We start from the raw sequence: 23942 nt of genomic DNA on the forward strand, positions 1-23942 counted from the left end.
AAAGCTCTATAGATTCAAGCCTGCATTTTACCTGTTAAGAATGCCTAGAAGCAAAAAAGCCCGGAATTGCCATGGCAATTACAGGCTTTCGTATTGCGCTAACATATTGCGCTAACACTCAGGTGCGGGACCAAGTGCTAAATCAAGCACGCAATTAGGCACCAAAAGGTGCATCCACCGCATAACTTTGTCCAGTGAACCACTTCGGCCCTTGCTCAGTCATATAAAAATGATCTTCCAAGCGAATACCGAACTCGCCATCCAGACAGATCATAGGTTCATTGCTAAAGCACATACCGGCAGCTAATGGTGTCTTATTCCCTTTCACCAGATAAGTCCATTCATGAATATCAAGGCCGATACCATGTCCGGTACGATGTGGCAGGCCTGGCGTTTTATATCCTGGACCAAGGCCTGCTGCTTCTAGCACACGACGAGCGGCGGCATCCACCTCTTCGCAGGGCACACCAATTTGGGCAGCATCAAATGCAGCGGCTTGTGCAGCCTTTTCCAAATCCCACATACTACGTTGACGCGCAGTTGGTTCACCGAATACATAACTACGTGTAATATCAGAATGGTAGCGTTCTATCATACAACCCGTGTCAATCAACACCATATCGCCGTCTTTTAAATATTGGACGCCATCGGGGCCATGTGGAATTGAGGTAGGCAAACCAAAGCTAACGATACAAAAGGTTGAACTACTACCACCAAAAGCGCGATGCGCTTGATTGATAAAGTCCGCCACTTCAACGGATGAAATACCTTCACGTAAAATTTTTGCTGTACGTCTCTGTACTTCCAGCGTAATATTTTTTGCTGCCTGCATCAGCGCAATTTCATTCGCTGATTTATGCATACGGCATTCAGCAGTAACCACCATGCCGTTCACCATGGAATACGAAGACAGAGCTTGACGCAAACCATCAGTGATGAAAAATGGTGCGGCTTCATCCAATGCAACGGTGCCACTCAAACCCTCATCCTTCAAGATCTGTGCCACTAAGGCATAAGGACTTTCGTCCTCTTCCCACAGGCGAATATCTGCTTGACTACCGAGCGTCTCGCGTAGCTTAGAATCTTCAAATGCTGGACTCACAAAAATCAATTTACCGCCACGAGTCAATACCGCACCCACCAAACGCTCACTTTGATACCAGGATAAGCCGGTGAAATAATACAAACTGGTACTGGCACTCAAAATCAATGCGGCAATACCACGCTCTTGCATCAGAGCCGCAGCCTTCTCTCTTCTCTGTTGACGTTCATCATTTGTAATTGGCCGTACATGCGATAAGTCTTTAACGATGCTGGCTAATTCGGTTGCAGCGTTAGAGCCGCCTATGGAATTCATCATGGTATTTCCTTCGTGTCGGTAATCTGTATCAATTTAGAAAATGGAACTTTGCAATGAAAAAGACTGTACCAAATTTAATTTATCCGGTCTTGATAGGCACGAGAATATCCATGACGAAATCTGCATAATAAAAAAGGCTAGTCATTTTTTGACTAGCCTTCCATTCTGCACACAATAAAATTATGACTTTTTCACATGCGCGCTTTAATCAAATTACCGATCTTTTCAATACCCTCGTTAATTTTCTCAGGCGATACCGTCACAAAACTTAAACGGAAAGTATTTGTTTCGGCTTCATTCGCATAGAACGGGCCACCCGGCACAAACGCAACATTGTTCGCCAATGCATCCGTCAACAAATCTTTGCTATGAATATGTTTAGGCAAAGTCGCCCATATAAACATACCACCCAATGGACGCGTCCAAGTTACGCCTTCAGGGAAGTGCTTAGTCATTGCAGCCAACATCACATCACATTGCGCAGAGTAAAAGCGACGGATACTTGGGATATGTTCATCTAAGAAACCATCTTTAATGACTTCATACACTGCCATTTGCGTCAATGTTGATGTGTGCAAGTCTGTCGCTTGTTTTGCCTGCTCCAATTTACGAATCAAAGGTACTGGTGCAACCATGTAACCTAGGCGAATACCCGGGGTCAAAATTTTGGAGAATGAACCGAGATAAATCACACCATTCGGATTCATGTTTAAGAGCTTAGGCAATGGTTCTCCGCTGTAGCACAAATCACCATACGGATTGTCTTCGATCAGTGGAATGCCCATGCGTGCGCAAGTCTCTACCAATTCCTTACGACGCTCTACAGATAATGTGCGTCCGGTAGGATTTTGAAAATTAGGCAAGGCGTAAAACAACTTTGCGCCCTCACCTTTTGCAGCGACGGATGCAGGCACTACGCCATCATCATCCATTTCGATAGAAACAAATTCAGGGCGATAAACCGAAAATGCCTGCAAAGCGCCAAGGTAGCTTGGTGTTTCTACCAAGATCTTGCTACCTTCATCCACCAATACTTTTGCCAATAAATCCAAACCTTGCTGGGAGCCAGATACCATCATGACTTGATCTGCGGTAATCGTACAATCTGCAGTCGACAAAGATTTAGCGATAAATTCGCGTAGCGGTGCATAGCCATCTGTCGTGCCGTATTGCAATGCAGTCTTACCATTTTCCAGCAAAACTTTATCAAAAGCGGCACGCATGCGATCTACTGGGAAAGTCTCTGGAGAAGGCAAACCACCTGCAAAAGAAATCACTTCAGGACGCATCGTCACTTTGAGAATTTCTCGAATTGCTGAGCTTTGCAACTGCTCTGCACGTTCGGAAAATTTCCATTCTATTGGTTTTAAATTTTGCAGACTCATACTTGATTCACTTCAAAAAAAGTTTTAAAACAGGTTGATCGACTGAATACCAAGGACACGAGTTTCAATCAATAAAAAAACCATACAATCTATATTCAGGCGAGCTCAGCAATCATTTCGATTTCCACACAAGCACCCAAAGGGATCTGCGCAACACCAAAAGCGGAACGTGCATGTTTGCCTTGTTCACCAAAAATCTCACCGATCAACTCAGACGCACCATTCGTCACCAAATGCTGTTCAGTAAATTCTGACGTGGAATTCACCAAGCTCATCAATTTCACAATACGCTTAACCCGGGTCAAATCGCCGCCGCAGGCATCTTGCAAAGTCGCCAGCAAATCAATCGCAATCAAACGCGCCGCTTCTTTACCTTCTGCAGTTTCCATATTCTTGCCTAACTGCCCTACCCACACTTTGCCATCTTTCTTCGCAATGTGGCCGGACAAAAATACTGTATTGCCGGTTTGCGCATGCATCACATAGGCAGCAGCAGGCGCAGCAACCGCTGGCAATTGAATATTCAAGGCTTTTAATTTTTCGTAAACTGACATGACAATTCCTAAACAAAAATAAACCCGTAAATGTTTACGGTGAATGGAGAAAGCTAAAGCGCAACGATAGGCGAGTAACGACATTGTAAGGGGCAAGCCGTGGCAAGACCACCCTGGAATCCAAAAACAACTCATCTGCCAGCAGATTTTTGCGCTCTTTTGACTAGAAATAAGTGAAAACCAGACAATATCTACAGAATAAACATCAAATCTGTATCAGCTCAATACCACCCGAAAGCCACTTAAGCTTACCTTCTCAAAAACGAAAAGCACTTGTTCTTTATGCTATGCTACTCGCAATTACCGATACAGTACCAATACAATTAACAAAATAGATTTCACACTGTCATGGTGCTTTCACCAATACAGAGGAACCGCAGAGGAAACGCAGAGGAAATGCAAAGGAAATCAGAAAATGCGCTCTAGCTCCAAACTGACGATAGGGAATATGGTGTCGCGCGATTCAGGCGGTTCCCTAGTAGAGCAAATCGTGCGCTCTGTCGCCTGTCGGATCGACGACAAACTATTGCGCACTGGCTCACGCATGCCGTCCATACGGCAATTTGCAGACGAGCAAAAGGTGTCACGCTTTACGGTGGTCGAAGCCTATGATCGCTTAGTAGCGAATGGCTATCTGGAGTCGCGTCGAGGATCAGGTTTTTTTGTACGTGAACGCGCGTCGTTGATTAATGCCCCTTCCACGCACACCCAAGAAATTCCCAGTTCGCAACAACCTGATGTCGTCTGGCTGGTGCGCAATATGCTACGTCAATTGCCTCCACAAAAAATGCCGGGATCTGGTTTATTACCGCATGAATGGTTGGATGGCGAATTAGTCGCGAATGGTCTGCGCGCCGTCAGTCGCTTAAATCAAAGTCTGTTACTACATTACGGCACACAACAAGGTTTTCTACCATTTCGCCAGCAGCTACAACTGAAATTAGCGGAGCTGGAAATCGCCGCAGCACCAGAACAAATCGTGACAACCAATGGGGTCACGCAAGCACTTGATTTAGTCGCACGTGAATTTACTCAACCTGGTGACACCATTTTTGTCGACGACCCAGCCTGGTTTTTGATGTTTGGCACCTTTGCTACCTTAGGAACGAAGGTCATTGGCATTCCACGTTTGCACGATGGCCCTGATGTCGCGAAACTCGCTGAATTAGCTGCCCTGCACAAGCCCAAGCTCTACATTATCCACTCGGTACTACACAACCCAACCTCGACTTCCCTATCAGCTGCAAAAGCATTTCAGGTTTTGAAAACGGCGGAGCAGCATGATTTTATGATTGTAGAAGACGACATATACTGCGATATGCACCCTGGCTCTGCAGTGCAACCAGCCACTCGTCTATCTGCGCTGGATCAGCTCAATCGCGTTATTTATTTGGGGGGATTTTCTAAGACATTGGCGGCCAATTTGCGCGTAGGCTTCATTGCCACTTCACGCGAAACGGCAATACGTCTGGCTGATCGCAAAATGTTGTCGAGCCTGACGACCAATGAAATCAGTGAGCGCGTGGTGCACAAAATTCTATCCGAGGGACATTATCGCAAGCACGTTGATCGCATACGCGGCAAGCTCGACAGTGCTCGCGATGAGGTGACTAACCGGGTAGAAAAAATCGGTATGCAAGTCAAATATCGCACACCAGCGGGAATGTTTCTCTGGGTTGACACGGGCAAAGACACCATTGTCTTAACAGAAAAAGCGTTAGAAAAAGGTTTTCTACTCGCCCCCGGCAGCCTGTTTTCACCACATCAATTGCCATCTACCCACATGCGCTTAAATGTAGCAGCGATGTCTGATTCTGGCGTGTGGGATTTTTTAGAAAAAGAACTAAAGTAAGTTGCACGCGATACCATGATCCATGCAACTTACTGCATTAAGAACTGTAGCAAGAAAATTTGATTTGACAGAACTGCTGAATCGTACTCAACGCCAATCAACACAACTCAGCACTATTCAACACCATCGTATGCTACTTAAGCCTGCTTATTTGTAAACGCAACCAAAAACCTATCCATGGCGGCGAATAAAATTTCGACGCTATAACCGGCCAGAAATGCCAGAGCGAATGGCGACAAAGACTTAAATAAACCATCGGTCTGATCCGGAATAACAAACCACGCAAACACCATTCCCCCCAAAGTTCCCAGATACAAACGTATCCGAAATCCTATATTCGATGCTTCCGAATAAGTGCGCGCAGAAATCTCTGATGATAGCGTACGCAAGACATATACACAGGTTCCCAGCAGACCATATAAGAGCGGCAATAAGTAACGCTGCAATGCATCTAGTAGTAAGTTCGATGACTGCAATATAATCGAATTATCATAAATTCTCTTCTCTCCTGGGTCATCGACTTCGATTTGCGGATTTGGTAAAAATATCGCCCAAATACGACTCCAGACATGCAAGGATTCATAGCTCGATTTTTTATGCAGCAAGTATGTTTGCTCTTGTGCTTTTAAGGTAAACAGGCTGGTGTCTTGTACTACATTGCCGCTACTAATTGTGCTGCTGTCTTTATCTTCCGCAGAAGTACCAGTAACCGCTCCCGTAGCCGCATCCTTAGCATTGCCCGTCGTCGCTTTGTTGGTATTCTTGGGCGTCGAATTTATCGCCTGCAGACGTGCTGCTTCCCACTTCGCTTTAGCATCCGTATGCTTGTCAGTGATGGTTTGAATGTCACCAGAAATCTGCTTACCGAACAACCAATAAATTTGTATCGTCAATAAAGTACAAAGTGTCACAATCGCCAAAACCGTATACCCGCGAACTGCGCGACGCGCCAAAGAGTCTTTCGGTATCTCCATGCCCCACAATTTTCGCGTATCACCTGGTTGCGGATCAAGTATCGCTTGCAGGCTGTTCACAGTCACAGGTGCCACGTTTTTTGCTAAGGTGTTATACGCCAGCCAAAACGCCGTCTCAGTATCATCATCCATCGCATTTTGCGAATACAAACTGCCGCTACTGACGATCACACGAATGACACTTTCATCAATTGAGCTTCCGCATTCAGCAGCATACGCCACTAGAATCTGTGCATCCTGAATGGCAGCCTGTAAGCGCTGATTGTCGCGCTTATTCTGCTTATCATCCTTAAGCGAATTTGCGATCGATGTCGAGTTAGTGCTACTACCGATACTTTCACTCGTATTCGCACTAACATTCGGCTCTGCAGCTTGCGCTGGATTCGCAACTACATTTTGTTGATCGCTCATCGTTTTACCTCAAAAGAAAATTTACACGCTTTTTGTTTATTGTCGACGGTTGGGCATAGCACAGGCTCCCCCGTTGCATACACTAAATCGACCCGCCACCATCCAGTACTCAATTGTTCTTTCCCACTCCATACACGCCAAGTGAATGCCCCATCGGCAGCGAGTTCATAGGATAATTTTTGCAAAACGTCTTTTTTTCCTACGGATAAATCGACACTCAGATTCAAGGTATCAGGCGTTTCTGCACTAATCTCGTCACTTTGATATTTGTACCATTCATGACGGATAGGCAGGCTCCCTTGACTGCTTTGTCTCAATAATTCCAACAGTGCAGCAGAGCCACGCAATTGCATCCATACATAAGCTTTTTTTCCGTGTATAGGAGAAGTTAATTTATTCCTGAACTGTCGGTTTTGACGATCAATGCTATCGGTCAACACCATACGTTCTAATTGGATTTTTTCTTGCGCGAACAAATTCAATGACCACAGACAGACAAGAACCATCACGCCCAAGCGAAATACGCATCGCATACCTTTTCCCTTCTTTTCATTTTATTTTTCGATAAACAGGTAAATAAAAAAATAATTATTAACAGTTTATTTTTAAGCAAAATAGCATCAAAGGCCTAGCTGGGACAAGAAAATTTTGAATTCTTAAATGAAAAGCTACAACGACAAGTTTTTTACTTGTACTTGCTTATGTTTAGATGGTGGAAGAGACATCAGGCAAAATGAAATACACCACATATCCAAAGACCTATCTGGACACTGTTGATGTACTTAAAAAAACACGGAGAAAACTGAAATGAAAACTCAGTTAGAGGATTTAGGTTAGAGAATTTAGGCGTAGGCCATACTGTGTTGCAATGAGGAAACGGTCGGAGAGCTTAAGCGTTGCAGATCATCCTCCGCTCTTTTTAACATGCTTTCTAAACTATCCGCCTCTTGCATCGTCGCAATACCGACCTTAGCACTGACGCGTACTTCCTTGCCCGAGACTGGAACCGGAATCGCACCGATGGTATTTAACGCCCTGCTAGCCACTTTACTCGCGATTTCGGCTTCGGCCTCTGGCAATAAGACAACAAATTCCTCGGTTCCGTAACGTGCCAGGCAATCATAATTGCGGGTCGCCCTTTGCATACGTTTACTCACTTCCACCAGCACCAAGTCAGCAGTTCCCGCGCCATACTGCAAATTAATTTGCTTAAGGCCTTCGATATCAAAAATAAGCACCGACATAGGCTTAGCAAGACGCAAATGTCTAAGCATTTCACTTTCAACAATACGCAAGAATTCACGTCGATTCGCAATACCGGTTAAAGGATCTGTAATCTCCTTACGTTGCAATTCAAATTCTGCACTCAATAATTTCAATCTAAATTTATGTAAACTAGCCCCTACTGCCTGACCGGTGTACGCACTCAATAACAGCACAGCAAAGATAATGGCTTGATAAGTGGTACTAGGAAATATCTTTGTGAGACACAAGACGATGACGACAAACAAATAGGAAAATACTAAACGTTTGATATAGGCTGAGCGAATTGGCAGGACGATAGAGATAAGCACACAAACCCATGCATCGATCAAAAAGTGTCCGAAATAGGTCAAAGGAGCAAGGAAGTCGCTGACTAATTGGACGGATAATACGACGATTGACCAAAAAAACAATTGCCGCTCCAAGTGAGCAAATTGGGCTGGATAAGCACATTTACTTAAAATCCAACATGCATATCCGATCACGACCGCCCGCAATAGACTTAATGCAAAGAATGGGGTTCCCAAACCAAGCAAAATAAAGTCGACGTACAACAAGGGGATGCTTGCATACACCATAAAGCGCAATATTTTTTGCGCCTGTGCTTGATCTGGCTTTTGATATTGCGCCCGCAATTCAGCATCAGTCACTTCTGGATAGGAAGTCGCCATACAGCCCCCGCGATTAAGCTTTTTTTATAACTTGCACGATGATCACATTGCTTTCAAGCATGAATTCAGTGTAGCGTTTTCCCGCTTGAATTCAAACTGAATGACTTAAATTAATACACTTTTTCTGCGGACATCAACACGCATCCTACAGAATTGAATCATGTATACAAAAAAGGCATGTCAAATTGACTGTCATGCTACGGGAAAAAGTCGAATTAGGCGATAATAGCGGTCTGCCGAAATTTCAGTGAATTTCAAGGTCTGGCGCAAACCTAAAACAGCAGACTCAACTAACAGACTCAATTAATTTATTACCTCGACTAATTCATGGACATGCAACTCTACGATAACTGGGAACGCTCCCTACGCCCTTTCTCTCCGATTCATCAAGATTGGGTCGGTTTGTATTGTTGCGGTCCAACTGTCTATGACTACGCCCACATCGGCAATCTGCGCACTTATCTGTTTGAAGATGTCTTGCGTCGCGCTTTGGAATTGAATGGTTACAACGTGCGCCACGTGGTTAACATCACTGACGTCGGCCATTTAGTATCAGATGGTGACGATGGTGAAGACAAAATGGAAAAAGGTTCGCGCCGCACGGGTCAAACTGCGTGGGAAATCGCGGAGAAATACACAGTCGCTTTTAAAGAAGATGTTCAACGCCTCAATATTTTAGAACCAAAAATCTGGTGCAAGGCGACCGACCATATTGTTGAGCAAATCGACTTCATCAGCGTGATCGAAGAAAAAGGCTACACCTACCGCACTTCCGATGGCATCTATTTTGACACTTCCAAGCAAGATGATTATGGCTACTTAGCACGCCTTAATCGCGAAGGCTTAGAAGCAGGTAAGCGGGTTGAACTCGGCGAAAAGAAAAGCCCAACCGATTTCGCTTTGTGGAAATTCAGCCCAGAAGGCAGTACCCGTCAAATGGAATGGGATAGTCCTTGGGGTCGCGGCTTCCCCGGTTGGCATATCGAATGCTCAGCGATGTCGGCGAAATATTTGGAGCCTTGGTTTGATATTCACTGCGGCGGCGAAGACCATATCGCGATTCACCATAGCAATGAGATCGCGCAAAACCAAGCCTGCCACGGCACACGTTTGGCCAACTTCTGGATGCATGGCTACTTCTTGCAAATCGACGCAGGCAAGATGTCTAAATCGAGCGGCGACTTTTTGCGCCTACAAACACTAATCGATGACAATATCGATCCACTCGCCTACCGCTGGTTATGCTTGTCTGCGCACTATCGCAGCCAGCTCAACTTCAGTTGGGAATCCTTAAAAGCTTCGCAAACAGGATTGAATCGTCTACGCGAAACCTACTTCAATTTGCCTGCCGGTGGCAGTATCAACCAAGACTATGCGGATCGTTTCAAAGCAGAAGTCAATCAAGATTTGAACTTGCCTAAGGCGATTGCCGTGATGTGGGAGATGTTGAAATCACCTGTAAGCGACGCCGACAAGAAAGCCACGCTCGATTACTTCGATCAAATGCTGGGCTTGAATTTGAAGACTTGGGAACCAAAGAAAACCGAAATTCCTGCACATATTTTGGAACTCGTCGAACAACGCAAGATCGCCCGCCAAAACAAAGTATGGGCGGAGTCTGATCGTTTGCGTGATGCGATTAAGGCTGCTGGGTTTGAGGTTGAGGATACGCCTGCTGGGATGGTGGTGAAGGTGGCAGGTTAAAGATTGGATTTTGTGAAATTTTACGCAATCGAATAGCAATTCATTTGCTATTCGATTCGTGAACACAGGCTCAAATCGACAGTTAAGTCCAACCATGTAGGGCGGCTGCAACCCACACTGAATTTTCCTTCAACGATTTATCGGTCAAATAAATTCTCTTCCAATGAATCATCGATGTGTCATTTTGAACTGTCTGGCGGCGCGGATTGCACCCGCCCTACAAGAATGAATTCTTTTTCTACGTAAGAACGTCTGAGTATATGATTGCAATCCAATTCTAAGAATTCTGCCGCATCACCAAAACCGCAAAATACCCAATCACAGGCCCCGCACCAAATCCCAACAACGGCATAGGCGTGAATCCTAAATAAGCAAAAATCATGATCGCAATGTAGTACAACGCAATCGGCATCAATTCTGGCGCGCTACGTTTGATGGCGCCATAAAACAAGCCAATCGGAATCAGTGCAACGCTCAATATCGCTGCTAGCATCGCGACGATTCCCATACCCCCAGCCAACTGAATTACTCCCTCAACATAAGGCACGGGCTGTAGCGGATCTGGCTGTTGCCAGCACCGATAGCATAGCAATCCCAATACTGCAGTGACCCCCACTTTCAGCATGGAGCCACCTGCACGATGCCACACGATGAAGAGAGCCGCGAGTGCGAAGGCGATCAATTGTGAGACGTCTGGTTGTAATGTTAGTAGTGCTGCGAACACGAACATTAGAACCACATTGACAGATACAGAAAACTGCAAACGCCAATGGAGTCTGGCAAGCAAATACAAAGCCAAGGGTAGAACGGCTGCTGAAAAATATAAACGTAGGCCACCAAGTTTAAGCCAACGCACCGGATTCCCTGATTCAGGAAATGCGAAACACGCTCCCAATCCAAGCAACATCAGCACGAGTGTTGCAACCCCATTATAAATTTGTTGCGGCATGGATGAATGCCTCTCAACAGTCTGATCGCGATTCGTTCTATCCCTCCAAAGCACATAGGCGGTGCCTATGATCGCTACAACCATTTGCTGCACTTGCAGTGACTGCCCCGCACCCGCCAAGCGCATTAAGAGCACGCTACCAATGAGGCTGGGCAATCCAAACAAGATCAGTAACCAACTTGCGCGCATCAACTTTCTCCTCAAATTCATGCTGGCTTATTTGAATGATTTTGAACGCAGATACTGCATCGCAGGATTACTGACCCAGCGTTCTAGTAATACACCCAACAACAAGCAAGCCACAACCACTGGCACGTACACGACAAAAGTCCAACGCATATTCTCACCAAAATAAGCACGATACGCAGTGCATACGCTTAAGACGATGAACATATGACTCAGGTAGATTTCATAACTCAAATAGCCCATCTTCGCCAACCATTGCCAGCCCCAACGCGGACGCGGCGCGAGACGTTGAGCGGCGAATGCCAAAAGACAAGCAGACAGGCACAAGATCAACATGCTGTAGCCATGGATTACTTTCCACACTTCGCTACCGAAGAAATAAATCGCAATCAGCCCAATCCCGCCCAAAACAGCAATCGAACGTGCAAACTGTTCGCTGGTTTTCCAGGCCTGTGCAAGCAGCGCTGTCAATACGCCGAAAGCGATCGCCGACATACCGGGCAAGTAGGCTTTTTCTTTCCAAATCTCATTACTGACGATCGCTTCACGCGTCCATGGTAAAGAGAATGCCAAGATCAACAAGCCTGCGACTAACCAGCGTCTTGGTAAGACAATACAGATCAACGGGAACGCGAGATAGAAAACTTCTTCAATCGACAAAGACCACAGCACATCCCAGGCCGCTGGTAACCAAGTCGTCTGCCCCTCATACCAATTCAAATGCAGACCCAGAGCTGAAAGTAATGCGCGCCACAAAGTTTGCCCTTTTTCCTGCACCACGTAGCCAGAAATTTCCAAGCCATGCATGAGACTCAGCACGACTAATAGCAAAGCCAACAAAGGAAAGATGCGACTAAAACGTTGCGTATAAAACTTACGCCAGTCGATTGCGGACAAGTTGCCGTATTGCGTCAGGCTTCGGCGCGTAATCAAGAACCCGGAGAGGACGAAAAACACAAACACAGATTCATAGCCATTAAAACTGATGCCGTTGATAACTCGTTTACTTACAAAATCGCCGAGGTAACTAGGGCCAAGAGGCAAACGAAAACTCATCGCTAAATGATGGACGACAACGAATAAGATAGACAGTCCGCGTAGAAGGTCAATGCCAAAATTACGATCTGAAGAGAGAGGAAAAGTTTTCTGTGAATTTGCTAGTTGCATTATTGAAGAGATGTAAGTTGAAGATCGGTAAGTGCATATAGACTCCCAAGCTAGATATTTGGTTCATCTCTATTTTTCTCAGTAAGCTTTTTTGAGATCGCGAATTAAAATTCTCTACTTAAGATAATCATATAAGGGCTTAGATTTATCCACGATATGTACAGTGAATAATTTTAAGGGTGTATCGCCGATCACCTTAAAGCCACCATGTTTCACATCACGTAAATTCATTAATGCGGCGCCAGTTGCTAGCGTCATCGGCTCTTTACCTTGCACTTGTATTTGCGCACCCTGCACCACATAGAAAGCTTCTATGCCGTGATGAATGTGAAAATCAATCACTTCGCCTGGCTGATATTCAGCAATCGACGAAATCACTTCCATACCCGGTGCACCAGACAAGTCCGCACGTTTTTGCTCTTTGCGCTGTGGCGAGTCACTTAGACCCTGTGCCACTAAAGTGCTGGCAACACCACATAGAAAAATACTGGCACAGATAATGAATTTTTTTGCGATAGAAGCGTACATAGGAAGCCTCGTTTAAGTAGTAATTCGATAAATAGGCTCAAGAAAAAATTCAAGAAAATTGAATTAAAAACTTGATCCTTTTTCCTTCAAGAATTCAATTTCTTCTGCAGTCGATTCTCGGCCAAGAATCGCATTACGATGCGGATAACGACCAAATCGATCGATGATCGCTTTATGCTTTAGTTCAAATTCATAATTGCCTTTAGGCGCATGATCGCGATACAGTTGTTCCGCCCACGCGTGGATTTGGCGTGATTCGCTATGCATAAAAGGCATGTACAAAAAATTGCGTTCGATTTCTGACAAAGTTTTATCAGCCCCCGCATGAATCGCTTCTTGCGCCAGCACTAAGGCCATGGGATCTTGTGAAAACGCGCCTGGAGTGCTGCGATAAACATTGCGCGAAAATTGATCAAGAACGATGATTTCTGCAAGGCGTCCTTTGGGGTCTTGCCGCCACGCATACAATTCACCAACGGCAGCTCGCTGCATCAATGGCAAGAAACGATTTGCGATCAACTGATCAAATTCGGGATCGGCGATCCACCATTTTTTGGGGTCGATTTCTTCGAACCAGAATTGAATAATTTGTTGGTACATGGCCGCCTCCATAATCACAGTACGAAATTGATTTCCCCGCTCAATACGAGCGCAAGGGTCGAGAAGAAGTTACCAGTACCGAAAGGAATAGGCAATCAATTTCAATACGCACCGTGCGGAATCAAGAGTGCGGATTAAAGAGTGCCGATTCGAGAGTGCAAATTAAAAAGTGCGACTCAAAAGATCAATTTGCGGTGGAAATCAAGCGTTCAGGTGCAAGCACGGAAAATTCTTGTAATTGTGCGGAGCCCAATAATTGTTTGCCAGAGACATCGCCAGCATTACTATCAATACGGTAGACGCGTACCCGACCTAATTCCACCGGATGTGCCACCTCTTCTTTGGCTAAAGAGATACGTTGACCTTGCAGAAATCGACGTGCGAGTTCGTCGTTAAGATTGACTTCAGGAAAGCTGGACAGTAAGGCATCGACTGGCGCTAACAAGGCATGGCGTTGCTCTTCGCTCATCTCTATCAATTGATCGAGCGTCACAGTATTTTCTAAGACGAGGTGACCAACATGGGTGCGGCGCAAAGCATTTAAGTGCGCACCGCATCCTAAGGCATTACCGATGTCTTCACCTAAAACACGAATATAAGTGCCTTTGCTGCAGCGTACATTCAAGGTCAAAAATGGCGCTTCATATTGAACGAATTCAAGTAGATGAATCGTCACCGGACGTGCTTCGCGTTCTAATGTGATGCCTTCTCGGGCATATTCATAGAGCGGTTTGCCATCGCGTTTGAGTGCCGAATACATAGGTGGCACTTGCCGTATATCGCCTTTGAATTGTTCTAAAACTGCGCGTATCTGTGTCTCGTTAACATTCACTTCTCGCGTTTGTATCGTTTCACCCTCAGTATCGCCCGTGTTGGTTGTAACGCCCAGATGCACCACAGTTTGATAGGTTTTGTCGGCGTCTAATAGATCCGCAGAGAACTTCGTCGCTTCACCGAAACACAGTGGCAATAAACCGGTTGCGAACGGATCCAAGGTACCTGTATGACCCGCTTTAATTGCATTTAGTAGGCGCTTGGCTTTGATGAGCGCGTCATTGCTCGACCAACCCACAGGCTTATCTAATAGCAGCACGCCATTGATAGGCAGGCGTGTTTTTTTCTTGATAGCTTGGTTCATGATGAAATTTTAATTAGGAAGTCGTAAGCAAGAATTTTGCCCCAAATACACAAAAACCTCAGCTCTTATGTAGGGTGCGCCGTGCGCACCGCAGGCCTGGTAGTTATTTCAAACTATCAAAGCCGGTGCGCATGGCGCACCCTACGAGAAGGTATTGCAGATATGGCCTAAGAGATTTTCGATACATTTTTTTGAATCGAAAGCGATTCTGATCTTCTAAGGCGATATCAATCTTCGCTGTCGTTTTTATCTTCTGGCACATGCGTCGCATTTGCTTCATCGATCAATTTCGACATCGCAATTCCACGCATTGTGGAGGTATCGTGAACGAAGTGTAATTGCGGCAAAGTGTGAATGCGCAGTTTCAAGCCGAGTTGATTACGCAAAAAGCCAGCCGCTTTATTCAAGCCTTCAAAGGTATTTTTAATGGCAGCAGGATCATCCGCCAAGGTGGTGAAATACACTTTTGCATGTGCGTAATCAGGTGTCAATTGCACCTCAGTGAGCGTGATCATACCGACACGTGGATCTTTAAGCTCAGCCCAAATGATCTCAGACAAATCACGTTGAATTTGATCAGCAACACGCAAACCGCGGGCTGGGATGGATTTACTATTTTTGGCCATAATATAAAAACTAAACCTAATTCAAAAACTAAAAAGCGCTAACCGCAAAGGCGCAGAGTACGCAAAGAATTAAATTTATCTCTGCGTACTCTGCGCCTTTGCGGTTCAAGATCTTCTGTTTTTCTTTATTAAAAAATGAAAGAGGAAGCTCACGCTTCCTCTTTTTTATTTACTTACAGAGTACGGGCAATTTCCTGAATTTCGAAGATTTCTAAGAAATCTCCAACCTGAATATCGTTGTAGGCTTTGAGTGAGAGACCGCACTCCATACCTGCACGAACTTCTTTGGCGTCGTCTTTGTAACGCTTCAAAGAATCCAATTCGCCAGTCCATGTCACGACATTGTTGCGCAACAAACGGACGGACGACGTACGCTTAACCACACCTTCAGTGACCAAGCAACCTGCAATTGAGCCTACTTTGCTGACGGAGAAGACTTGACGAATCTCGACCATACCAATGATCGTTTCGCGCTTCTCAGGTGCCAACATGCCGGACAACGCCGATTTGATTTCATCTACCGCATCGTAAATGATGTTGTAGTAACGGATGTCCACACCATTCGATTCAGCCAACTTACGTGCGGACGCATCAGCACGTGTGTTAAAGCCAATGATGACCGCTTTGGAAGCAACAGCCAAGTTGACGTCAGATTCGGAGATACCACCGACTGCCGCATGTACCACTTGTACGCGTACTTCGTTGTTCGACAATTTGACCAAAGACTGCACCAAAGCTTCTTGCGAACCTTGAACGTCGGTTTTGACGATGATAGGCAAGTTTTTGAGTTCGCCTTCGCCCATGTTTTCGAACATGTTTTCGAGCTTCGCTGCCTGTTGTTTCGCCAATTTAACATCACGGTATTTACCTTGACGGAACAAAGCGATTTCACGGGCTTTGCGTTCATCAACCATGACCATGACTTCTTCACCAGCCGCTGGCACTTCGGTCAAACCTTGGATCTCTACTGGAATTGATGGACCAGCTTCGCTGATGTTCTTACCGTTTTCATCCAACATCGCACGAACACGACCATAGGATGAACCCGCCAAGACAACGTCACCGCGTTTCAAGGTACCGGATTGAACCAAGATCGTTGCCACCGTACCGCGACCTTTATCCAAACGAGATTCCACTACCAAACCTTTAGCTGGCGCATCAACAGGTGCACGCAATTCCAAAACTTCAGCTTGCAACAAAACTTGTTCTAACAAGTCGTCAATACCTTGACCAGTCTTAGCAGAGACAGAAACGAAAGGAGAATCACCACCATAAGCCTCTGGAACAACGCTTTCTGCGATCAATTCTTGTGTCACGCGATCTGCATTGCCACCTGGTTTATCGATCTTATTGATTGCAACCACCAACGGCACACCAGCAGCTTTTGCATGTGCAATCGCTTCTTTGGTTTGCGGCATCACGCCATCGTCTGCTGCCACCACCAGAATAACGATATCAGTTGCTCTCGCACCACGAGCACGCATCGCCGTAAACGCTTCATGACCTGGTGTATCTAAGAAGGTGATCATGCCGCGTGGCGTCTCCACGTGGTAGGCACCAATGTGCTGTGTAATACCACCAGCTTCACCGGAAGCCACTTTAGCGCGACGAATATAATCGAGCAAAGATGTTTTACCGTGATCAACGTGACCCATCACCGTGACAACTGGTGCACGTGGTGATGATTCGTATTCTGCGTGTTCTGCAACGTCCGTCAACATCGCTTCTGGATCATCAATTTTCGCTGCGAAAGCTTTATGACCCATTTCTTCGACCAGAATCATTGCTGTTTCTTGATCAAGAACCTGATTGATCGTGCACATTTGACCGAGTTTCATCAAATGCTTAATCACTTCAGATGCTTTGACTGACATCTTATGTGCTAATTCAGCGACTGTTAAAGTCTCTGGTACATACACGTCTTTAATAACTGCTTCGACAGGTACCTGGAAATTAGTTTCTCTATCGTCTTGATGATTATTACGACGACCTTTAGGGCCGCTTTTCCAACCATCACGACCAACTGGCACTGCACCACGTGTTTTCAAACCACCGCCGCGTTTTTTCGCCGCGTCTTCTTGCCATGTAGAAGATACATTGGCAGATTTGATGGCTTTTTTGTCGGTTGGTGCTGCGACCGCTGCTGGCTTAGTATCTTTCTTGTCGCCCGCTTTTTTCTCACCAGGTTTTTTATCGGCTGGTTTATGCAAAGTGCCTTCGGCAACTTTTGATGGAGCCGCCGCTACTGGAGCTGGAGCTTCTACTGGCTTAGGCTTACGCGCTGCCAACATCATCTCTTTAATTTGTGCGACTTCGTCTGCAACTTTCTTACGTGCGTTTTCTGCATTTGCAGCACGCGCAGCCGCTTCTTTCACTGCTTCTTTAGCTTCTGCCGCTGCTGCTGTAGCTTTTTTCTTCGCTTCTTCAGCCTCAACACGTTTAGCTTCTTCGTCTACAACAGGCGCTTCTGCTACTGCCGCTGGCTTACTCGCTTTACTACGCTTTTCTTCAGCTTGCTTCGCTTTTTCAGCATCTGCTTTCGCTTTCGCAGCAGCTTCCGCTTCACGCGCCGCTTTTGCTTCGGCTTCTTTTTCTGCTTCAAGTTTCGCCAGTTGCTCTTGCTTCTCTAACAGCTCTGCTTCACGACGCGCTGCCAATTCAGCTTCTGCCTGCGCTTCGGCTTCGCGACGTGCTATTTCAGCTGGGTCAATTGCTGGTGCAGTGGATTTCACATTCTCTTCAGGAGAACTTTCATCGCGCTTGACGAAGGTGCGTTTTTTTCGCACTTCAACCTGCACGGTACGTGTTTTACCAGTCGCATCAGCTTGCTTGATCTCGGTTGTTTCCTTGCGAGTCAAAGTGATTTTTTTCTTTTCGGCATCAGGAGCCACGCCGTGCGAACGGCGTAAATGTTCCAATAACTTATCCTTATCTTCTTTGGACAAGATATCGGACGCAGACGCTTTTGCAACGCCTGCGGCATTCAATTGCGTGAGCAGTAAATCCGCTGACATTTTCAGCTCGGTGGCAAATTGAGCTACATTATTACTCGCCATTCAGTCCTCTTTCCTTGTTTTGTGCTGTGATTTAAATTTAAATTAAATCTACACTTCAATATTGATTGTTAACTCGTGATTATTTTGCTTCAACGAGTTTCCATGCTTTTTCCAATAAGGCTTTAGCATGTTCATCATATTTAGCGTCGATGAGTTTCATCTCATCATCAGTCACATCTTCAAATGCATTATCAATTAATTGACGCGCACGCTCTGTAGACAGAGCCAAAATCGCACCAAATTCATCGTAAGCTAAGCCACCGAAAGCAGCGAGGGACTTAATACCAGCCAAGCCCAATTTACCTGCTGTTGCACGGCTCATACCTTCCAGATTAATCAATGCGTCTTCCACACCCTCTACACCTTCTTCAGAAGCAATCGCTTCTGTCACAAGTGCATCACGTGCGCGATTGCGCAATTCATTCACTGTATCTTCATCTAAGGCGTCAATTTCCAGCATTTCGCTAATTGGTACGTAAGCGATTTCTTCTAAGCTAGAGAAGCCTTCGTCAACCAAGATATCCGCAACTTCTTGATCAACGTCGAGTTTTTCCATGAACAGAGCACGGATGCCAGCAGATTCTTGCTCTGCCTTATCCGCAGATTGCTCTGCCGTCATAATATTAATTTGCCAGCCAGTCAATTCTGCCGCCAGACGGACGTTTTGACCGCTACGGCCAATCGCAATCGCCAGATTCTCATCATCAACGACGACATCCATTGCGTGTTTTTCTTCATCCACCATGATGGAAGAAACGTTCGCTGGCGCCAAAGCACCAATCACGAATTGCGCTGGATCTTCAGACCACAAGACGATATCAACACGTTCGCCGCCGAGTTCACCCGTCACTGCTTGTACGCGTGAACCGCGCATACCAACGCAAGTACCGATAGGATCAATACGTTTATCATCTGTATGAACCGCGATCTTAGCGCGCACGCCAGGATCACGCGCTGCAGATTTGATGACCAAAGAACCTTGTTCGATTTCTGGCACTTCTAATTCAAACAATTTCATGATGAATTCTGGCGCAGTACGGGACAAGATCACTTGTGGACCACGTGCATTGCGATCGATACGCAAGATGTAAGCACGGACGCGATCACCAACACGTAAGTTTTCTTTCGGGATCATTTGATCGCGCGGCAAACGTGCCTCGATACGACCAGATTCGACCACCGCTTCGCCGCGTTCCATGCGTTTGATCGTACCCATGACTAGGGAATCACCACGCTCTAAGAATTCAGCCAAAATTTGTTCACGCTCTGCATCGCGGATACGTTGCAATACGATTTGTTTAGTATCTTGCGCAAAACGACGACCCAGCTCAACGGATTCAACTGGCTCTTCGATGTATTCATCGACTTCGATATCAGCGTATTGTTCAACTGCTTCGAAGTGCAAAATTTCTTGATCTGGCAATTGCAAACCAGCTTCGTCAGCCACAACGTGCCAACGGCGGAATGTACGATATTCACCCGTATCGCGGTCGATTTCTACGCGAATATCGACTTCACCTTCATAACGCTTTTTGGTAGCCGTTGCCAAAGCATGTTCCAATGCGCCAAAAACGATATCTTCATCAACGTTTTTTTCACGCGCCAGCACATCAACCAATAATAAAACTTCGCGACTCATGCTTTGCGACTCCTAAAATCCACTTGCGGCACTAAACGTGCCTTATCTAAATCAGCGAGCGTAAACTCAAGCATCGCCGCGCCATCTTTTGTTTCAAATTCGAGCTTCAGAGTTTCCCCTTCAGGCTCATGCAATACACCTTCGAAGCTCTTACGATTAGCCATGCCTGGCATAGGCAATCGCAATTTTACATTGGCTTTTTCGCCGACAAAACGGACGAAATCAGCCATCTTCTTCAATGGTCGATCCAAGCCTGGAGATGAAATCTCTAAGCGTTCGTAAGCTACTTCTTCTACAGTCAATACGTGTGACAATTGATGACTGACTTTCGCACAATCCTCTACTGTGATATGACCTTTTTCCTCAACATCCTCTGGCAAAAGATCGATATACACACGAAACAAACCGCGCTCTGCTCGTTCAAAATCGACCAGATCGTAGCCTGTCCCATTGACAGTCTTTTCAATTAATTCCAACAATTGCAAGACAATTCTCCGATAAACACAGATCTCGCCCTTGCAGAAAATCAAGCCAATTTTCAATTAACTTAATTCCACGCTCAAAAAACGATTCGCCAAAAAAAAATGGGCACTAGCCCATCTTCTTAGCGCCTTGAATGAATTTCTTCATTAACTAAAAATCAACTCAAGGAAAAATCTGCTAACTACAAGATTATAAACGATTAATTACTCAATCGCAATGAGAAGTCGGTGAAAAACATGGCCTGAGCAACATCTTTCAACGACTTCCGGGCATTTAATTTTACGTACCGCGACGACGACGTGCCGCAATCGCCTGACCAATCGCTGGGCCACTGCCCCGCTCTGTTGGACCGCGGCGATTTTGATCACGACTAGGATAACCTAAGGCAGTTTGCAAAGGATCTGGCTGACGACTACGCGGCTTACCAGCGTTTTTACCACCATTTGCATTTGGCTTAGCAGGTTTGCCGCCCTGTGCGCCAGCATAGCCACCCACTCCCGCTCCAGCACTACGCGCCGGACGACCGTTTTGAGGATTCGCAAAACCACCACGCACGGTAGGCTCAAAACTTCTCTGCACAGGCGCATCAAATGGATTCACATTGCGCGGCACTTTACCGCTTTGCACGCGATTACCATTTGGCTTACCCATAGGTTTTTCAGATTTTTCACCAGCCGTTTTTTCCAAACCACTGACTTTAAGCAGGCTACGCACAGCATCCTCGCCCAACTCATCCCAACGACCACGCTTTAAGCCCGAAGGCAAAGTCATTACACCATAGCGAGTACGAATCAAACGCGACACTGTCAAACCGACAGCTTCAAACATACGACGCACTTCACGATTACGACCTTCACCAATGATGACGCGATACCATTTGTTCACGCCTTCACCACCACCATCTGAAATCTTGGAGAATTGCGCCATACCATCTTCCAGCTCAACACCAGCCAGGAGCTTTTGACGCATGCCTTCTTCCAGATCACCCAAAGTACGCACTGCGTATTCACGCTCAATGCCATAACGTGGATGCATCAAACGGTTTGCGAGATCGCCGGAAGTTGTGAACAACAATAAGCCCTCTGTGTTGTAATCGAGACGACCCACGGCCAACCATTTACCAACCTTCATTTGCGGCAAACTATCAAACACCGAGGCACGACCTTCTGGATCACTCGTACTGACGATTTCACCGGCAGGCTTATGATAAATCAACACGCGCGGCGGTTTTTTACTGACCTTACGTTGAATTAACTTACCGTTAATTCGCACTTGATCTTGCGGCAGAATACGTTGACCAATATGCGCTGGCTCACCGTTTACAGATACACGACCAGCGATGATTAATTCTTCCATATCACGACGCGAACCCAAACCTGCTTCAGCCAAGACTTTATGCAATTTGGGTGCATCATCGTCAGCAGTTAAATCACGACGTGGTTTTTTATTTTTATCGTTACGTGAGTGATGAACGTCATCTGCCGCATCATACGCATCGGAAGTAACGAATGAAAATACATCATCAGCATCGAGTACTGCACCACGATTATTTTGCTGACCTGAACGACGTTGATTATTTTGATTGCGTTGATCGCCAGTACGATTTTGTGAACCTTGCCCAGGTTTTGCTTGTTGGCGATTGCGTGATTGACCATCACGTTGCTGACCATCGCGCGCTTGACCATCACGAGGACGCGCATTGCGGGAATTATTTCTATCACCCTGCGGACGACGTGGGCGCTCATTATTATCGCCAGCACTTGCTTGATTTGTCGAATCCAACTGTGGCGAAGATTGCTGCTCAACACTTGCCACATTAACGTCTCGCACTTCAACTTGACGCGGTGCGCGTGCTTGACGTGGCGGACGCTCTTGACGCGGCGCTCTGGCAACAGGTGTTGTCTGCTCTGCGAAAACCGGCGCTTGAGCAACCGCCTCCACATTAACAGTTTCCGGCTTTAATCTCGGCTTGCGCGGTGCTCGCGGCGCTTTTGCAGCAACGGCATCATCGCTTGCAGTAACAGTGGCATCATCCACTTTAACAACTTTTGGACGTGCAACACGCTTTGCACGCGGACGCGGTGCATCGGTTTCAGCACCAGGATTTTGCTGGCTGGAAGTATCGTCTGGATTATTTGCGTTCATTATCTGATTCTGGTTTGAAAGGTGTTAGAGCTTCGGCATCCGCTTCCACTACTTCATCTATATTCGTATCAGCCATCATTGCAACATCATCCAAGATCACATCACTGGCTGCTTCATTTTCAAGAGCATCTGCTGCGAGGTCTTCCACTGCAACATTACTCAATTCTTCTTGCGCACTTATTTGTGCGCTTATTTGCTCATTTACTTCAATTTCGTCTTTATCTAATTCAATCGTATTATTTTCAATCTCAGCTTCTGGAGCTCCACCCTCAGAAACATCTGCCGCAAGCTCAGCATTGACATCAACATTAGAATGAGACTCATCGCCAACATCCTCAACATTCACCACGGGCGCATCAGCTACTTCAACCAAAGCCTCAATTCCGTCGAACATATTCAATTCTGGAGAATCATCTTTAGAAGGGAGTGCATCCTCCGCCTCCTCCTGACCTATTTGCTGCAAAGGCGGCAATTGATCTAGCGATGCCAAACCCAAGTCACTTAAGAATTGCTTGGTGGTCGCAAACAAAGCCGGCCGGCCCGGGACTTCACGATGACCGATGGTCTCTATCCAACCACGATCCTCTAAGGTCTTTACCATCTGCGAAGCCACCGCAACACCACGTATTTCTTCAATATCACCACGCGTCACTGGCTGACGATACGCTATGATCGCCAAAGTCTCCAGCGTCGCACGTGAATACTTAGGCGGCTTTTCAGGATTTAAGCGATCGATGAAAGCACGCATCTCAGGGCGACTTTGAAAACGCCAACCCGTCGATAAAGACACCAACATAATTCCTTTGTCCGACCAATCTTGGCGCACTTCTTCCAACATTAATTTAATCGTATCAGCACCGACCAAATCCTCTTGATCGCTACTATCGACAAACAATTTTTTCATTGTATTAATGGTCAGCGGCTCATGTGCGCATAACAATGCGGTTTCGAGTACACGCTTGGCATCTGCAGTATTCATGCAAACTCTTTAGCTAACAGGTTGTGTTGATCTTAAGAAGTATTCAGTGAAGCACTCGGGATAATTATTATCCCAACCAGTCTAGTCTTGTAGGACATTGCGCAGCACGAATCATCAATGTGCGCCTGGTGGATCAGTCTGCAGCCAACTTGTGCACGAATCGCCAATTCGCGAGTCATCAAAAAGTCAGTCAAAACAGTCGATCAATTTAGTAGATGCCAGATTGTAGTCTAGAAACACGTTTTAAACACATTCCAAGCGCAAACCAATCA

19 protein-coding genes are annotated in these 23942 nt (G+C 46.0%); 2 read left to right on the forward strand and 17 right to left on the reverse strand.

Annotated features, from left to right (window positions below; genetic code table 11):
* Positions 1-154: 154 nt before the first annotated feature.
* The 3 genes from H8K55_RS15680 to H8K55_RS15690 form a co-directional block, all read right to left on the reverse strand.
* Complete coding sequence (locus H8K55_RS15680; protein ID WP_186943008.1) at positions 155-1360, reverse strand: M24 family metallopeptidase; 1206 nt, start codon at positions 1358-1360, stop codon at positions 155-157.
* Positions 1361-1551: 191 nt separating this feature from the next.
* Positions 1552-2745, reverse strand: coding sequence for an aminotransferase-like domain-containing protein (locus H8K55_RS15685; protein WP_186943009.1), 1194 nt, complete (start codon positions 2743-2745; stop codon positions 1552-1554).
* A 95-nt stretch (positions 2746-2840) separates the two neighbouring features.
* Entirely contained in the window at positions 2841-3299 is a 459-nt protein-coding gene (locus tag H8K55_RS15690) for a RidA family protein (protein WP_186943010.1), read from the reverse strand.
* Between the two features lie 415 nt (positions 3300-3714).
* On the opposite strand from H8K55_RS15690, the gene H8K55_RS15695 reads away from it, so the two are divergent.
* Positions 3715-5151: an aminotransferase-like domain-containing protein gene (locus H8K55_RS15695; RefSeq protein ID WP_186943011.1), complete on the forward strand. Its 1437-nt coding sequence runs from the start codon at positions 3715-3717 to the stop codon at positions 5149-5151.
* Between the two features lie 137 nt (positions 5152-5288).
* Here the strand turns inward: H8K55_RS15695 and H8K55_RS15700 are convergent, their stop codons facing one another.
* The 3 genes from H8K55_RS15700 to H8K55_RS15710 form a co-directional block, all read right to left on the reverse strand.
* Positions 5289-6536, reverse strand: coding sequence for a hypothetical protein (locus tag H8K55_RS15700; protein ID WP_186943012.1), 1248 nt, complete (start codon positions 6534-6536; stop codon positions 5289-5291).
* Positions 6533-7069 carry a hypothetical protein gene (locus tag H8K55_RS15705; RefSeq protein WP_186943013.1) on the reverse strand — a complete coding sequence of 179 codons (537 nt, stop codon included), beginning with the start codon at positions 7067-7069 and terminating at the stop codon, positions 6533-6535. Before H8K55_RS15705 ends, H8K55_RS15700 begins: the two co-directional genes overlap by 4 nt.
* Positions 7070-7378: 309 nt before the next feature.
* Complete coding sequence (locus H8K55_RS15710) at positions 7379-8470, reverse strand: GGDEF domain-containing protein (RefSeq protein ID WP_186943014.1); 1092 nt, start codon at positions 8468-8470, stop codon at positions 7379-7381.
* Positions 8471-8797: 327 nt separating this feature from the next.
* On the opposite strand from H8K55_RS15710, the gene cysS reads away from it, so the two are divergent.
* Positions 8798-10174: a cysteine--tRNA ligase gene (gene cysS / locus H8K55_RS15715; RefSeq protein WP_186943015.1), complete on the forward strand. Its 1377-nt coding sequence runs from the start codon at positions 8798-8800 to the stop codon at positions 10172-10174.
* 277 nt (positions 10175-10451) lie between these two features.
* Here the strand turns inward: cysS and H8K55_RS15720 are convergent, their stop codons facing one another.
* From H8K55_RS15720 to scpB, 11 genes are all read right to left on the reverse strand, one after another.
* The gene (locus H8K55_RS15720; protein ID WP_186943016.1) at positions 10452-11312 is read right to left on the reverse strand and encodes a hypothetical protein; all 861 of its coding nucleotides are present in this window, start codon (positions 11310-11312) and stop codon (positions 10452-10454) included.
* 27 nt (positions 11313-11339) lie between these two features.
* On the reverse strand, positions 11340-12476 hold the full coding sequence (locus H8K55_RS15725) for an acyltransferase family protein (protein WP_186943017.1): 1137 nt from the start codon (positions 12474-12476) through the stop codon (positions 11340-11342).
* A gap of 114 nt (positions 12477-12590) precedes the next feature.
* Positions 12591-13004: a cupin domain-containing protein gene (locus tag H8K55_RS15730; RefSeq protein WP_186943018.1), complete on the reverse strand. Its 414-nt coding sequence runs from the start codon at positions 13002-13004 to the stop codon at positions 12591-12593.
* Between the two features lie 63 nt (positions 13005-13067).
* Positions 13068-13604: a DUF924 family protein gene (locus tag H8K55_RS15735; protein ID WP_186943019.1), complete on the reverse strand. Its 537-nt coding sequence runs from the start codon at positions 13602-13604 to the stop codon at positions 13068-13070.
* A 184-nt stretch (positions 13605-13788) separates the two neighbouring features.
* Positions 13789-14742 (reverse strand): tRNA pseudouridine(55) synthase TruB, encoded by a 954-nt coding sequence (gene truB / locus H8K55_RS15740; RefSeq protein ID WP_186943020.1) that lies wholly within the window; start codon positions 14740-14742, stop codon positions 13789-13791.
* Between the two features lie 227 nt (positions 14743-14969).
* On the reverse strand, positions 14970-15368 hold the full coding sequence (rbfA, locus tag H8K55_RS15745; protein ID WP_186890038.1) for a 30S ribosome-binding factor RbfA: 399 nt from the start codon (positions 15366-15368) through the stop codon (positions 14970-14972).
* 173 nt (positions 15369-15541) lie between these two features.
* Positions 15542-18424, reverse strand: coding sequence for a translation initiation factor IF-2 (infB, locus tag H8K55_RS15750; protein ID WP_186943021.1), 2883 nt, complete (start codon positions 18422-18424; stop codon positions 15542-15544).
* 79 nt (positions 18425-18503) lie between these two features.
* Entirely contained in the window at positions 18504-20063 is a 1560-nt protein-coding gene (nusA, locus tag H8K55_RS15755) for a transcription termination factor NusA (protein WP_186943022.1), read from the reverse strand.
* Positions 20060-20548 carry a ribosome maturation factor RimP gene (rimP, locus tag H8K55_RS15760; protein WP_186943023.1) on the reverse strand — a complete coding sequence of 163 codons (489 nt, stop codon included), beginning with the start codon at positions 20546-20548 and terminating at the stop codon, positions 20060-20062. The genes nusA and rimP overlap by 4 nt, the downstream gene beginning before the upstream one ends.
* Before the next feature lie 277 nt (positions 20549-20825).
* On the reverse strand, positions 20826-22691 hold the full coding sequence (locus H8K55_RS15765; protein WP_186943024.1) for a pseudouridine synthase: 1866 nt from the start codon (positions 22689-22691) through the stop codon (positions 20826-20828).
* Positions 22678-23670, reverse strand: a complete 993-nt coding sequence (gene scpB / locus H8K55_RS15770; RefSeq protein ID WP_186943025.1) for an SMC-Scp complex subunit ScpB — start codon at positions 23668-23670, stop codon at positions 22678-22680. Before scpB ends, H8K55_RS15765 begins: the two co-directional genes overlap by 14 nt.
* Between the last annotated feature and the right edge of the window lie 272 nt (positions 23671-23942).

Source organism: Affinundibacterium flavidum (assembly GCF_014284175.1).
Taxonomy (GTDB): domain Bacteria; phylum Pseudomonadota; class Gammaproteobacteria; order Burkholderiales; family Burkholderiaceae_D; genus Undibacterium; species Undibacterium flavidum.

Bases quoted from the DNA above. Each gene is read 5' to 3' on its own strand.
- H8K55_RS15680 (WP_186943008.1), bottom strand. From the start codon at position 1,360: ATGATGAATTCCATAGGCGGCTCTAACGCTGCAACCGAATTAGCCAGC.
- H8K55_RS15685 (WP_186943009.1), bottom strand. From the start codon at position 2,745: ATGAGTCTGCAAAATTTAAAACCAATAGAATGGAAATTTTCCGAACGT.
- H8K55_RS15690 (WP_186943010.1), bottom strand. From the start codon at position 3,299: ATGTCAGTTTACGAAAAATTAAAAGCCTTGAATATTCAATTGCCAGCG.
- H8K55_RS15695 (WP_186943011.1), top strand. From the start codon at position 3,715: ATGCGCTCTAGCTCCAAACTGACGATAGGGAATATGGTGTCGCGCGAT.
- H8K55_RS15700 (WP_186943012.1), bottom strand. From the start codon at position 6,536: ATGAGCGATCAACAAAATGTAGTTGCGAATCCAGCGCAAGCTGCAGAG.
- H8K55_RS15705 (WP_186943013.1), bottom strand. From the start codon at position 7,069: ATGCGATGCGTATTTCGCTTGGGCGTGATGGTTCTTGTCTGTCTGTGG.
- H8K55_RS15710 (WP_186943014.1), bottom strand. From the start codon at position 8,470: ATGGCGACTTCCTATCCAGAAGTGACTGATGCTGAATTGCGGGCGCAA.
- cysS (WP_186943015.1), top strand. From the start codon at position 8,798: ATGGACATGCAACTCTACGATAACTGGGAACGCTCCCTACGCCCTTTC.
- H8K55_RS15720 (WP_186943016.1), bottom strand. From the start codon at position 11,312: ATGCGCGCAAGTTGGTTACTGATCTTGTTTGGATTGCCCAGCCTCATT.
- H8K55_RS15725 (WP_186943017.1), bottom strand. From the start codon at position 12,476: ATGCAACTAGCAAATTCACAGAAAACTTTTCCTCTCTCTTCAGATCGT.
- H8K55_RS15730 (WP_186943018.1), bottom strand. From the start codon at position 13,004: ATGTACGCTTCTATCGCAAAAAAATTCATTATCTGTGCCAGTATTTTT.
- H8K55_RS15735 (WP_186943019.1), bottom strand. From the start codon at position 13,604: ATGTACCAACAAATTATTCAATTCTGGTTCGAAGAAATCGACCCCAAA.
- truB (WP_186943020.1), bottom strand. From the start codon at position 14,742: ATGAACCAAGCTATCAAGAAAAAAACACGCCTGCCTATCAATGGCGTG.
- rbfA (WP_186890038.1), bottom strand. From the start codon at position 15,368: ATGGCCAAAAATAGTAAATCCATCCCAGCCCGCGGTTTGCGTGTTGCT.
- infB (WP_186943021.1), bottom strand. From the start codon at position 18,424: ATGGCGAGTAATAATGTAGCTCAATTTGCCACCGAGCTGAAAATGTCA.
- nusA (WP_186943022.1), bottom strand. From the start codon at position 20,063: ATGAGTCGCGAAGTTTTATTATTGGTTGATGTGCTGGCGCGTGAAAAA.
- H8K55_RS15765 (WP_186943024.1), bottom strand. From the start codon at position 22,691: ATGAACGCAAATAATCCAGACGATACTTCCAGCCAGCAAAATCCTGGT.
- scpB (WP_186943025.1), bottom strand. From the start codon at position 23,670: ATGAATACTGCAGATGCCAAGCGTGTACTCGAAACCGCATTGTTATGC.